Source organism: Streptomyces sp. NPDC056486 (assembly GCF_042795295.1).
GTDB lineage: Bacteria > Actinomycetota > Actinomycetes > Streptomycetales > Streptomycetaceae > Streptomyces.
The window spans coordinates 39,301-52,280 of the sequence record NZ_JBHTSF010000028.1 but is presented as its reverse complement, the minus strand read 5'-3'; the positions used below and the strand labels follow the sequence as shown (position 1 = coordinate 52,280).

The following is a 12,980-nucleotide window of genomic DNA, read 5'->3' as shown; positions in this document are numbered from 1 at the left end:
ACATAAGGGCCTGCACCCCTTCACATTCAGAACTTGAGCCCCCTATGTCCGACCTTTGCAGTACCGTCACACTGATTCAGTTCAACTGTCAGGCCGACCCTCCCCCACGCAGGCTCTGACCTGTGTGCGCGAGGAAGCCCATGCCCCATCAGCCCGGCATCGCTTGGCAGTACGAAGTTCCCACCACAGGCAGCATCCGCCTGCCACCGGACGCCGGATACGGCAAGGCGCTGACCAATCAGGGCTACGGCTTCGAAGTAGCCGTAGCAGACCTGATCGACAACTCCATCGACGCCGGTGCCCGTAACGTCGTCGTGCACTTTTTGCGTGACGACACCCGCGTCAGCAGCCTCCTGATTGTCGATGATGGCCGCGGCATGGACGACGAAGACCTCAACGCAGCGATGACTGTCGGCCGGCGTCGCGACTACGGCGGCCACGCACTCGGCCTCTACGGCACCGGCCTCAAGGCGGGCTCGCTCTCCAACGCCGCCTCGCTCACGGCCATCAGCCGCACCCGGCGCAGCCGGGCAGCCGGTCGCAGGCTGACCGCTGCGGGCGTCGAGGACGGATTCCGCTGCGACACAGTGGACCCCATATACGCACAGCGACTTATCGACCGCTATGACGGGGTGATCCAGTGGCAGGGCACAATCATCCGCTGGGACCAGGTGCGGGCCTTCGAGACGATGGCGCCCGGCCAGACCGAGCGCTTCCTCTCCGAGGCGATCAACCGCCTGGAGCGCCACCTGGGGCTGCACCTGCACCGGTTCCTGGCCAGCGACGGCTTCAACATCGACATCGTCGTTGAGCACGTGGATCTACCGGGAGAAGAGCTGGAGCACATCGGTGTGGAGCCGCTGGATCCGTTCGGTTACCGGATCACGGGCCGCTCCGGATTTCCAACCGTCCTTACAGCGCCCCTGGAAGGGGTTGGTGACCTCGCCCTGCACACCCACATCTGGCCGGCGAAATCCAAGCTGCCCGGCTATCGCGATATCGGCCCGATCATCGATCGTCAGGGCTTCTACTTCTACCGCAATGACCGGCTCGTTCAGGCGGGCGGCTGGAACGGTCACCGTACGGCGGAAGGTCATCTGAGTCTCGCCCGTATCGCTGTCGATCTACCCTCTGCGGACAACGACGTCTTCAGTCTCGATGTGAAAAAGGAGACCGTCACCGCCACGCCGGCCTTCGTGCGGGGCATTGAGAAAGCGGCGGATGCTCAGGGCCACACCTTCCGTGCATATCTCGAGGCTGCCCAGGCTGCCTACCGATTGGGAAATTCACGCGCCGAGATAGAGCGAAAGCCCGTCATCTACCCGGGCAAAGGACTCGACCCGAAGATCCGCCGCGCCATCCGCCAAGAGCTTCCGGAGCGTGGAGGTGAGAACCCGATCACCTTCAGCTGGGTGCCATTGGCCGAGGACCGCTTCTTCGACATCGACCGCGACGAGCACGTCATCCTGCTCAACAAGCAGTACAGGAACGCCTTCAACGCGGGTAGCCGCGGGGGGCTCAATGATGCGCCTGTCGCCAAGACGATGCTCTACCTCCTCTTGGAGGACTGCTTCGCCCTCGGCCGCTGGGAAAAGAAGCGGCAGGACCGGCTCGAATACTGGAACACAATCATGCTCACAGCGGTGCTAGGCCAACGGGAGCGCTTCCTCGACGGCAAGGAAACCGCCTGATGGTGACCACCTCAGCAATATTGCTGGAGATCCACTCCGAGGCCCTGGAGAGCATGACGCGCCGCCCACGGCCCTTCGGCGATGCGGCCGCCGACATTGCGGAGGAAGACCACCCTGGCGCCGATCTAGGCGCCGAGGCATTTCGAGCGCTGCTCACCTCGGGCGACACAGCCCTCGTGGACCTATGGACTCGAAAACTCACGACGTGGGACTTCGCCGACGCCCCACGGTGGGGCCAGAACACGCCGGCTCGTAGTGACGAACGCCGTCAGCTGGTCTACGACCGCCTCGGCTTCGAAGACGACCTGCGAAAGGCGCTTGATTCCGCTGCTCCGGTCCACAAGGAGCCGGGCTCGGTGGTCATCACCGGTGAGTTCAATCCCTGGTACACGCCTGAGCGGGCTGCACACCACGCCTTCTATTGGCCCAAATACCGCGAGGTACTGGAGAGAAAGGGCCTCCCTGCTGCGGCCGTCGCCCATCTCGACGAGGCCACTCACGCTGTCGTCGAACGCCTGGCCGACCCGGAGCAGGACACCGCGCGTCAGGCAAAGGGCCTTGTCGTCGGCTACGTACAGTCCGGGAAAACCGCCAACTTCACCGGCGTCGCAGCCAAGGCCATCGACGCCGGCTACCGCCTCGTCATCGTTCTCGGTGGCACCCTCAATCTGTTGCGCGCCCAGACCCAGCGCCGTCTCGACAAGGAACTTGTCGGTCAAGAGAACATCCTCGGCGGCGCCGACCCCACCGACCCCGACACACTCGTCGGCATCGACTACGTCGGCGACGACGACGAATGGGACGACTTCGTCTCGTTTGGCCACCGACCTTCGCAGCAGGGCCACCCCGACATCGACCGGCTCACTACCCGGGACAAGGACTACGTCGGCCTTCAACAAGGAATTCGCGCCTTGGAGTTCGAGAAGCGGAACAAGCGGGCTCCGCTCCACCACCCGGAGAACCTGCACCACACCGCAGCTCGGATCATGGTGGTGAAGAAGAACAAAGCGGTCCTCGACAAGCTCGTCAAGAACCTGAAGCAGATCCAGGCGCAGGGGCTGCTGGCCGAAATCCCCGCCCTGATCATCGATGACGAGTCCGACCAAGCGTCGGTCAACACCATCGATCCGAAGAGGTGGGAAGGCGGCGACCCTAAGCGCACCGCGATCAACGGCTTGATCTCCCAGCTACTCGGCCTCCTCCCCCGTGCCCAGTACATCGGCTACACGGCCACCCCGTTCGCGAACGTCTTCGTCGACCCGGGCGACAGCGAGAACATATTCCCCAACGACTTCCTCATCTCCCTTCGTCGCCCTGGCGACTATATGGGAGTTCAGGACTTCCACGACCTGGATTCGCCAGTCGCAAATGAGGATCGTACGGTCGCCAACTCCCAGGAGTTGGCCCACATCCGCGGTGTGTACGAGTCCAAAGGTGACGACCGCCTCCAGGAATCCCTGGACGCCTTTCTCCTGTCCGGCGCCATGAAGCTGTATCGAATCGAGCGCGACGAGGCGCTGGAGAAGCGTTTCCGTCACCACACGATGCTCGTCCATGAGTCGGTACGTATGGCGGAACATGCCGAGTTGGCCCTGCGTATCAGCACGATGTGGCACAACTCTGCCCCACTGAGCTCCACTGGTCTCGCTCGCCTGCGCAGGTTGTATGAGGCGGACTACGCCCCGGTGAGCAAAGCTCGAGCAGGCGATCTCCCGACCCCCGCCTCCTTTGACGAACTTCGTGGCCATATATCCCGCGCCCGCCAACTCATTAACAGGGGCGACACCCCTGTCATCGTTGTCAATGGCGACAAGGAAAGCGACTACGCCAAGTCCGACCTGGACTTCGACCGAACCCCCCATGTGTGGAAGATCCTGGTCGGCGGTACGAAGCTCTCCCGTGGCTTCACTGTCGAGGGCTTGACGGTCACGTACTACCGTCGGAAGACGCTGCAGGCGGACACCCTTATGCAGATGGGGCGATGGTTCGGGTTCCGGGACGGCTATCGGGACCTGGTACGCCTATACATCGGCCGTGAGGAGGTTCTCCGCCCTGCGACGGCCACCCGCCCCGCCACTACCGTCGACCTGTACAAAGCCTTCGAGGCCATATGCCAGGACGAAGAGGATTTCCGCGCGGAGCTCCGCCGCTACTCAGCCATGATCGACGGCCGTCCTCAGGTCACTCCGGCCCAAATCCCTCCGCTCGTTTCGCAACGCCTACCCTGGCTCAAGCCCTCCGCCCGCAATAAAATGTTCAATGCAGTTCTGGACGAGATGCAATCCCACGGCATGTGGGTGGAGCCCACGGCGTACCCGAAGGATCCGACCGACCTCAGTTGCAATGTCGAGACCTGGATGCCGGCTTTGAAGGCACTGGATGGGGATCCGGTCACTCTGACGTGCACTCTGGAGGAGACTGGCCGCCGCGACAGCCACACGGCTCTGCTGGGAACTCTCTCCCACGAAGAACTACTCAGGATCCTCTGCGATCTCCGGTGGCTGGAGACCGACCAGTTCTCCCCCCATCTGAGGGCGCTGTTGGGCACAGAAGAGGCCCCCGCCGCGATCGACGATTGGTTGATCGTCGCCCCGCAGCAGTCGTCCGAGAATCGCAAAGAGGCGACCGTCTTCGACTCCCGTCCGCTGTCGGTGGCCCTTCGTGCCCGACGCCGCGGCGATTTCTTCGGTGCGATCAGCGAGCCGAAGCATCGCAGCGCCGCCAAGCGGGTAGCCGGCAATCCGGGATCGGGGAACCAACTCGTGGAATCCCTGGTCAGCGATCGGCGAGGGGTTCTCGTCCTCTACCCGGTTATCGAGAACGAGTCCCACCTCCCGGCCGATGGGGCGATCGACCCCCGGCAAGTCGTCATGGCGTTCGCCCTAGTCACACCCACGCTCGCCAGCGGCGAGGCCAAGGCCTACCCACGCTTCCGTACCCGGGACTCCACTCGGCGTGACTCCGCAATCGTGGACCGAGAGGATGTCGGGAAGTAGGACACTGGAAGCATGCGCGCCGCACCTCCCTCCAGCCCCGACGTCTCGGCCCGGATGAGCCGGCAGACCAACCGGGACACGAATGCAGAACGGGCGGTGCGGCAGCTCCTTCATGCGTCCGGATACCGCTATCGGACCCACTATCCGGTGCCGGGCATGCGCAGGCGCAAGATCGACATCGCGTTCACGCGCGCAAGGTTGGCCATCCTGATCGACGGCTGCTTCTGGCACGGCTGCCCGACGCACGCCACCAGTCCCAAGGCCAACGCGGAATGGTGGCGGCAGAAGCTCGATCGCAACATCGAGCGGGATCAGGAGACGAACGCACAGCTGTTGTCCGAAGGCTGGACGGTTCTGCGCTTCTGGGAACACGAATCACCGGACGCCGTCATGCGCCAGGTGGCCGCAGCCGTCGAGCGGGAAAATGCAAGCAGACGGAAACGACAGCGAAAAGGCGGGGGCCAATGAGCGAACTACGATTCGTCGACGTGTGCGCAGGGGCGGGTGGATTGGCCTTGGGCCTGGAGCACGCCGGATTCGAACCCGCACTGCTCATCGACAAGAAGCCTGTGGCGTGCGACACGCTGCGCACGAACCGTCCGACGTGGCAGGTTCTGGAGTCGGATCTACTGGACTTCTCCCCCTCCCGACACAAGGAGATCTACGACGTAGATCTGCTCTCAGCCGGACTACCCCGCGTGAAGTCCAGCGCGACCGTCGCGCGGACCGATACCGGGGCCGAGCTGCGCCTGCTGGAAGCGACCGTCTATCTGGCGCATGCCGTCCAGCCCCGGACACTGATCATCGAGAACGTACCGGGCCTTGTGGGCGCCCCTGATTTTGAGCCGATACGCGATTTCATCCGCAAGGAGCTCGATCACCTTGGCTATCGGTTCCGGTGGTTCGTCCTGAACGCAGCCGACTTCGGGGTGCCGCAGGACCGGAAGCAAGGACTGCTCGTCGCGCTCAAGAAGCAGTACTTCGACAAGTTCCGTCCGCCGGAGCCGACGGTGAGCAAGCATCTGTCCGTAGGCCGGGCCCTGCGCCACTCGATGGCCATGGGCGGTTGGCGTGACGCCGACCGATGGGCGGCCCAGGCGCTCAGCGTGGCTCCCACCTTGGTGGGCGGGTCGGACAGACGCGGAGGCGCGGATCTCGGACCGACAGGAACAAAGAAAGCCTGGGCCCGGATGGGCGTCGACGGAGGCACAGTGGCCGACGATGTTCCCGGTCCGGACTTCGCTTGGGCCCCAGAGACAGGTCGGCACGGGATGGTCAGGATCACTACGGACCAAGCCGCTATCCTGCAAGGCTTCCCGTCCGATTGGAGATTCACCGGGAAGAAGACGGCCCGCTATCGCCAGATCGGACATGCCTCACCGCCGCCGGTGGGCAGGGCACTCGGGCTGGCGGTCCGAGCCGCGCTGGGGGCGCCCGCAGGCCCCGTCGCCGGCTACACTTCAACCCCATGAACAGCCCGGGAACGCAAGCGCACCATCTCGACGACGTCCGCATCTTGGATCTCTTCGCAGGTCCTGGTGGACTTGACGTCGCCGCGCACTTCCTGGGCTTCAAGAGCATCGGGATCGAGTTGGACCGGAACGCGTGCGAGACACGCTACGCGGCAGGTCTGCCGACGATCCACGCTGATGTGAGCGTCATGCGCGAGAGCCGCTTCGACGAGATTCCCAAATCGGTCGATGTGCTCGCCGGGGGGCCGCCCTGTCAGTCCTTCTCGGTCGCCGGAAAGGGCGCGGGACGCAAAGCGCTGGACACGGTGGAAGAGTTCATCCACCGTCTCGTGGGCGGGGAAGACGAAGCCGCGATCGACAAGGATCTGCACGCTCTCGGCAAGGATCTGCGCACCGCCTTGGTCCTGGAGCCCCTCCGCTGGCTGATCAAGGCGATCGAGACAGAGGACCGCGACCCGTACAAGGTGATCGTTCTGGAGCAGGTACCCGCGGTCCTGCCCCTCTGGGAGGTCTACGCAAAGCTTCTGCGTAGCGGCGAAGGACGGCTAAAAGGTGTCAAGTACGAAGCTGAGTGCTGGGAGTTGAAAACCGAGCAGTTCGGAGTGCCGCAGACCCGCACACGCGCCGTACTCGTCGCTCGGCGCCCGGGCCATGGGGCCATCCAACCGCTCGAAACGACTCACCTGCCGTTCGACTTGCATCGGGGTAAACGCAACGCTGCTCAGGCGGACATGCTCCCGACCGAATCCGCGACTCCCAGGACCAAGCAGCCCTGGATCTCCATGGCGGAGGCACTCGATGCGGCGAGCAAGCTGAAGGACTCCCCCATGGCTGTATCCCGACTTCGGACGGGAGGCAAGATGAAGTTCTTCGTCGTCTCGAACTACGGCTCCGGAGGCGACCCGAAGAACCGAGGCAGGCGCCTGTCCTCCGAGCCCTCATTCACAGTCACCGGGAAGATCTCTCGGAACAAGGTCTACAAGAGCAATGCGGAATACGAAGCTGAGAAGTACGACCGCTTCACCATCGCCGAGTCCGGGGTGCTCCAGACCTTCCCACACAACTTCCCCTGGTCTGGAAACGACCGGGCGCAGCAGGTGGGCAATGCGGTGCCACCCCGACTCGGCATGCACGTACTCAGCAAGGCGCTGCGCGGAGACGCTCCCTCCGACGACGAGTTGGAAGCAGCGACCACTTGGCCGAGCGTGCCCCAGACCACCACGGACGAATTGCGCGTGATCGGGTGCGGCGATCAAGGCCGATGTCCTCCGGACGAGCACAAAGTCACTCGCTCTGCTCGGAAGCCCGCCCCCTGACCTGCGCGTCCGCAAACAGCTCCTCGAAGTGACCTACTAGTCTCTCAACCGCATCCTCTGGTGCCCGCTCTTCCTCCGGTCCTTCGGGCAGGTTGTTCCTGGGTGAAGGTAGCGATGATTCGGCACCCGCAATCCAATCGCGCAACGACTCCCCGTCCCGCTCCCCGTCCGGAGCGATGACGTCGTACATCAGAGTCGCCGCAGCAGCGTTGATCGCGGGCGTCAATGCGTTCACTTCTCGACCGGTGCGCACAGTGCCTCGCTCCATCAGCCTGACGAGGGCCAGAGCGGTAGGGCGATGATCGATTATGTCCAGCCGCAGAGCGGAGTTGAGCATGTCCTGGTTGCCGCAAGCCACCACGACGGGACGGTAGTCCGAGCCGTCGCGGAAGAGTTCGGCAGCCCACCAGAGCCTGGCGAACGTCTGCTTGGAGTGCGGTCCGACGAACTTGTCCCGGGACACGCTCCCGTGCGAAGCACCAGCCTTCGGTTCGGACAAATGCCGCCACACGACGTAGTCCGGCGCCACGCCAAGGGCCAGATACGTCCAGAGCCCCTTCTCAGCCGCTTCCCGACGGGTCAGTCGGAGGGTTTCGTGCAGACGCGGTGCCAGCCACGCATCCGCTGCCGTGGGCCGCTCGTCCCGGAACCTGTTCAGCGCTTCATCGATAAGATCCCGTACTCGATGCAGTCGTAGTCGCGCATCGTCGCCCGACAATGCCTCGGCAACCTTGTTCAGCGCGATGGAAGGGACGTCCTCGCGTCCCTCGAGCAGTCCTGTGGAGATGTACTCGGCGGCCTGCACATCGGAGATCAGAGCAAGTCGTTCCGGCAGGTGCTCGGGGCGGGAAGTCACGAGTTGGCCTCCTGGCCCAGTCGTTCGACGTCGCGGACAGTGGCGGTCAACGCTTTTGGGACCTCGGCACGACGGCTGGCTGCATACTGGATCCGCGGCTGCAGGTCCGACCAGCTCCCATCACCCATACGCCGGATGTATACCTCTCGGAGTGCGTCCCCCTCCGACCGCCCGGGCACGATGTCCGGGAGCATTTCGCGGAGCACTGCACCTCGCCAGTCGGGCGGAAAGAGCGGAGTCCCGTCGTCCTCGATGTCCAGGTCACCGATAGCGGTGTGGAAGACCGCGGTCCATACATCGGCGCACATCTGGGCCAGCAGCATCTCGCCCACCACGCTCTCCAGCTGCGAGCCCTGGCCTTCTACGAGGGCCACGAGTCCCTCGAAATCCGAGTTCAGGCGAACGGTGGGCATCCGCCCCGAGGTGTCCACGATCCAAGGGGCATCCCGGAAGCTCCGCAACCACTCCGCACCGCGGGCGAAGCTGACCGTGCTGACCTCGAGTGCGCGATCTCTGAGCGGGGCGTCGGCCGTCACGTCGATCAACCACTCCTGGTCGGTGGAGGCGATGATCCTCCCCGGTGTGCCTCCGACTGTTGCCACCACGTGCACAACGAGGGATACACGGTCCAGGTGATCGTCCCGGTCGAGCTCGATCTCCCCGCTCCACTCCCTGCCACCGTCTGCAGGACGTGACAGCCGTGCGACAGTGCGCAGATTGGTGGCCCCCTCTGTCAGAACGGCGACAACAGTGATGTCTGACCAGTGGCCTTTCGCCTCGATCTCACGAGCCGGCACAGTCGCCTTCAAGGTGAGCCGTGCTGTCTGCCAGTTGTCGCGTTCGGCCCTACCGAGTGCCACGACCTGCTCGACAACCGAGAATGCTCTGGTGTCCAACTGCTCACGGATGTCGCCCGGGCCACGCAGCCGCACGGCCGTGACCCGCGCTGTCACCGCGCCGGTCAGTCGGGGGTACGGGAAGGCCCTCACGCCGTGCCCCCCTTGCTCTCCTGGAGCTCGACAACAAGGCCTGTCAGCGCAGCCCGCACCGGATGCGTGGCCACGTCGGTGACGCCTCGAAAGACTGCACGGCGAGTTCCCGGAGCGAAATACAGTACGCCGTCGTCCAGTTCACAGTTACTGACAGCCACCAGCTCTGCCCACTTCACCACTGGACGAGCGCCGGAACGAACCTCCAGCTTCGCCACAGGACTCATGCGCCATGGCTCCTCCCCGTACGTCACCTTGACCTCGGCGGTGACCTGCCACGCACCGGAGGAGTCGACCACAGCCTGCAGATCGTTCAGTTTCGGAGGTGTCATCACCCCTCTGGCCTTGGTGGTGGCCCTGCCCGAGATCTTGAGCCGCTTACTGACCTTGCTCGTGCCGCGCGCCTTCTTCTCCACGGGAATTGCCACAAGTTCGTGCACGGCCCTGTTGGTCTCCGAAGTCAATGCCTGGATGCGCCGATGAGCCGAAGGCGAATAGCGCATCCTCAACTCCTCCGTCTGCGCCCACTTGTTGTGTTCAGGCGGCTCGGAGAATCGGAGGAAGTCCTCGGCCTCGGCCGCGAACGGGGCGTCGTCCCCGGCCGCCCGCCCTGCAAGCAACACGGCCTGGAACGGGTTGGTCCCGACAGGAAGACGAGGCACCCAGCTGGTTTTGACCGTCATGCGATTGCCACGCATCTGCGTCACACGATTGATCGGGCCGTCGGCATCCGTTGCGTCGGTGACGAGGAGCACTGCCCGGTGCTCACCCGCAGAACCAGCAAGGCCATCCCTTTCCGGGACCTTCAATGGGACCGACGTGACAGCCACTTGGCCCGGCTCGGTGAGGCGTTCCACGGTGGTGCCGCTCAGGAAGGCCCGGAGAGCACGTGAGCGCGCGGGTTGATGCACATCTGGATCGACCAGCTCCTCCGCGATGTATTCCACACCATTGCGCAGTGTCCGTACCGATGCCTCCAGCAGTGGCCGGCGGTCAGCTCCCGCTGTCATCGCGGCCCAGAAGTTGCGCCCGAGCGCCGCGACCAACCTCTGGTGCATGCGCTCCAAGCTGTCTTCGTCGTCGCCGACATCGGCACCCTGGTCCTGCCCTGCCCCGACGAGGCTGGCCACATCATGTGCTCCGACAATCAAGAAGGATGTGCCCGGATCATCGCCCTCGCGGGTGAGATGAAGGTTTTCGACCGTCTCCTCATCAGCCCACCAGGAGCGAACAACCTCCCCGTTGTCCGCTTCGGTATCCGGCTGGCCAAGCCAAGCGGGACCGGCGAATTTCCTACCGTCCACCTCCCGCCAGGGCAGATCGAGACGCCCGATCAGCCGTCGTCGAGTGTGCCCTTGGTGCGGCTCGGAGAGCGTGGAGTTCATGAGGACCAGCCCCAGCCGGCTGGTCGCCCAGAGCGTGGCCTTCCCGAGGCCATATGAACCACCGGCCGCCGCATCCGACTTCCGACTCTCGAGCTGGCGCCGCACCACAGCAGCGAACCGACCGTCCTCGTAGTCGTCACCGGTAAGCCCGTTGGCGTTGTAGTCGTCCACACGAAGAAGAACCAGCCGATCTCGCGCGAGCATCTCCCGAAGACCGGCACTGATGACGCGTCCCACCTTCTGGTCCTGTGCGGCGGCCGCCTCATAGTGGGGATGGAGGTCATGCCAGCGGATCGCAGTGCGAAACCGGGCCAGAATGTCACCGGTCAGTTCGTGCAGGGTGTAACAGACTCTGACCGGGCGGTCGTTCCTCTTGTCGCGCTCGTCAAGGCTGTTCTGGGTTGCCTCACGGGCCAGGATCTCCAGATCCGCCTCGAACGCGAACGCCGCCGCATTGCCGAACTCCCGCCCGCCGTCGTCGTGCCCAGGACGGTGGTACCAGACGGCTGGTGTCTTCACTTCATGGTCCTGTCCCCCTGGCGAAACACCAGGATCAAGCGAGGTTTCCTCCTCAGGCCCCAGGGCCTCCCGCACTCTGGCCAGGAGCTCCGGGCGAGGCACGGAACGGCTACCGAGCCAGGCTTCGACGACCGCACGCGTCGCTCCCAACCGGGCAGCAAGTTGGCCTTCATCGATCCCGATGTCGTGCATTCGGTCGGCCAACCAACGACCAAACTCCGTCTCTTTCGAGGCCACTGCTTCCCCTCTCTCATCGGAACCATTCACCCCACCCGGAATCCCCATCCTGAAGTCCGAGGTCGATTCGTCGACATGCGCCTCCCCCTGATCTGCCGACGCCGCACGAACTTGGGGCGCTCGTTCGGATTTCTTCCCTTCGATGGGGCGAGGGAGCTTTCGATTGCTAGCCTGCGCACCAGGGTCATCAGGGTCCAGTCCTAACTGGACTCTCATCTCCTTCATGGCCCGCTTCTCGATCTGCCGGATACGTTCCCGGGTGACACCGAAATCCTTCCCGATGTCATCCAGCGTCCAGGATCGACCATCGAAGAACCCAAATCGCAGAGACAGAACCTTCCGCATGCGTTCCGTGAACTCACACGCATCAAAGAGCTGGAAGAGCTGTTCGCGCTCGAATTGAGCCCACAGCGTCTGCTCCGGCCCCGGCACCGGGTGGAACCTGTCAACCACCAGCTCCCCGAGGGTCGTGTTCTCACTGACCGGATGCTCCAGCGAGAGAACGAGCCGACGACTGAGCCGCAAACACTCCTGCACCTTCGCCGGCTTGAGTCCGCATGCCAGCGCGAGATCGTCGATATTGGGCACGACGCCTCGGTTCAGGAGATTCCGTTCGGTCTTCCGTACCTTCTCGATGTGGGTCCACATGTGAATCGGGAGCCGAATAGCCGCACCTTCGTCACCGATCGCACGACTGATGCGTTGCCTAATCCACCAGGTAGCGTAGGTGGAGAATTTGTACCCCATGGAGACATCGAATTTCTCCACTGCGCGCATCAGCCCGATCATGCCGTGCTGTGCGAGATCCTCGTACATCAAGCCGCTCTGCGCATGTCCCGAACTCTGCAGAATCTTGTGAACGAGCCGCTGATTGTGAACCACCATCGCGGTGAAGGCCCGATAAGCCTCACTGTCTCTCGGTAGGTGCGCGGCGTATCTGTCGGGCAACGTCTCCGAGGCCGTTTTTCCCTCACGGAACAAGAGGCAGAGTCCGACTTCCTCCTCAGCGCTCAGGAGATGCCGGTGAGGGTGGACTCTCCTACGATCGGTGTCGAGCAGCCGCAGAGCAGCCCGGCGGGCAGCCTGCTGATTGTCGATACGAACCTCGCCACGCCGTGACTCGAGATTCGGAGCCTCTTCCTCCTCTCCCATAGCTGGGTCGAGGGCATCGTCGGTCTCGGCGTCTCCGACGGCTGAGTCGAGATCATCGTCAGCCTCGACGTTCTCTGCGCGTTGATCGCCGAGAGCAACTACAGGTTCGGGCTCGGCCGATTCGCGCGCGACTTCGCCTACGCCACCTTCCAACTCATCCGCTACGAGGGCGGCACACAGCGACCGCTTTTGCTCCAGATCAAGTCGTGCCGCCAACACGATCTGGTCCAGAGCTGTCTGAAATTCGACCCCCTCAGCCAGAAATCGCCGTATGAGACCAAGGAGTACATACCAACCACCGTCACCCACAGCATGATTGGACGCCGCGCCGCGCCGCTCCGTAGCCATCCCGCCCCGTGCCCCCGCT

The 12,980-nt window shown here is 63.8% G+C and carries 8 protein-coding genes; 5 read left to right on the top strand and 3 right to left on the bottom strand.

The window, feature by feature from the left end:
- The first annotated feature begins 140 nt into the window (after nt 1–140).
- Genes ACFQ7F_RS14455 through ACFQ7F_RS14435 form a run of 5 tightly spaced genes read left to right on the top strand, consistent with a single transcriptional unit; the run spans nt 141 to nt 7,475 of the window.
- Nucleotides 141–1,691 (top strand): ATP-binding protein, encoded by a 1,551-nt coding sequence (locus ACFQ7F_RS14455; RefSeq protein ID WP_383270268.1) that lies wholly within the window; start codon nt 141–143, stop codon nt 1,689–1,691.
- A complete protein-coding gene (locus tag ACFQ7F_RS14450) occupies nt 1,691–4,687 on the top strand; it encodes a Z1 domain-containing protein (protein WP_383270267.1) in 2,997 nt (998 codons plus the stop codon). The genes ACFQ7F_RS14455 and ACFQ7F_RS14450 overlap by 1 nt, the downstream gene beginning before the upstream one ends.
- A gap of 12 nt (nt 4,688–4,699) precedes the next feature.
- Nucleotides 4,700–5,155, top strand: a complete 456-nt coding sequence (locus tag ACFQ7F_RS14445; RefSeq protein WP_383270265.1) for a very short patch repair endonuclease — start codon at nt 4,700–4,702, stop codon at nt 5,153–5,155.
- Nucleotides 5,152–6,159: a DNA cytosine methyltransferase gene (locus ACFQ7F_RS14440; RefSeq protein WP_383270264.1), complete on the top strand. Its 1,008-nt coding sequence runs from the start codon at nt 5,152–5,154 to the stop codon at nt 6,157–6,159. The genes ACFQ7F_RS14445 and ACFQ7F_RS14440 overlap by 4 nt, the downstream gene beginning before the upstream one ends.
- Nucleotides 6,156–7,475: a DNA cytosine methyltransferase gene (locus ACFQ7F_RS14435; protein ID WP_383270263.1), complete on the top strand. Its 1,320-nt coding sequence runs from the start codon at nt 6,156–6,158 to the stop codon at nt 7,473–7,475. Before ACFQ7F_RS14440 ends, ACFQ7F_RS14435 begins: the two co-directional genes overlap by 4 nt.
- On the opposite strand, the gene ACFQ7F_RS14430 is transcribed toward ACFQ7F_RS14435, so the two are convergent.
- From ACFQ7F_RS14430 to ACFQ7F_RS14420, 3 genes are read right to left on the bottom strand one after another with little or no spacing between them, the layout of a single operon-like run.
- Nucleotides 7,444–8,331, bottom strand: coding sequence for a DUF6339 family protein (locus ACFQ7F_RS14430; protein WP_383270261.1), 888 nt, complete (start codon nt 8,329–8,331; stop codon nt 7,444–7,446). The two genes, ACFQ7F_RS14435 and ACFQ7F_RS14430, sit on opposite strands and share 32 nt — an antisense overlap.
- Complete coding sequence (locus tag ACFQ7F_RS14425; protein ID WP_383270259.1) at nt 8,328–9,320, bottom strand: hypothetical protein; 993 nt, start codon at nt 9,318–9,320, stop codon at nt 8,328–8,330. Before ACFQ7F_RS14425 ends, ACFQ7F_RS14430 begins: the two co-directional genes overlap by 4 nt.
- Nucleotides 9,317–12,961, bottom strand: a complete 3,645-nt coding sequence (locus tag ACFQ7F_RS14420; protein ID WP_383270258.1) for a sigma-70 family RNA polymerase sigma factor — start codon at nt 12,959–12,961, stop codon at nt 9,317–9,319. Before ACFQ7F_RS14420 ends, ACFQ7F_RS14425 begins: the two co-directional genes overlap by 4 nt.
- Nucleotides 12,962–12,980 lie beyond the last annotated feature (19 nt).

What these genes read in the sequence shown, in the direction of transcription:
- ACFQ7F_RS14455 (WP_383270268.1), top strand. Translation starts at nt 141, where the DNA reads ATGCCCCATCAGCCCGGCATCGCTTGGCAGTACGAAGTTCCCACCACA.
- ACFQ7F_RS14450 (WP_383270267.1), top strand. Translation starts at nt 1,691, where the DNA reads ATGGTGACCACCTCAGCAATATTGCTGGAGATCCACTCCGAGGCCCTG.
- ACFQ7F_RS14445 (WP_383270265.1), top strand. Translation starts at nt 4,700, where the DNA reads ATGCGCGCCGCACCTCCCTCCAGCCCCGACGTCTCGGCCCGGATGAGC.
- ACFQ7F_RS14440 (WP_383270264.1), top strand. Translation starts at nt 5,152, where the DNA reads ATGAGCGAACTACGATTCGTCGACGTGTGCGCAGGGGCGGGTGGATTG.
- ACFQ7F_RS14435 (WP_383270263.1), top strand. Translation starts at nt 6,156, where the DNA reads ATGAACAGCCCGGGAACGCAAGCGCACCATCTCGACGACGTCCGCATC.
- ACFQ7F_RS14420 (WP_383270258.1), bottom strand. Translation starts at nt 12,961, where the DNA reads ATGGCTACGGAGCGGCGCGGCGCGGCGTCCAATCATGCTGTGGGTGAC.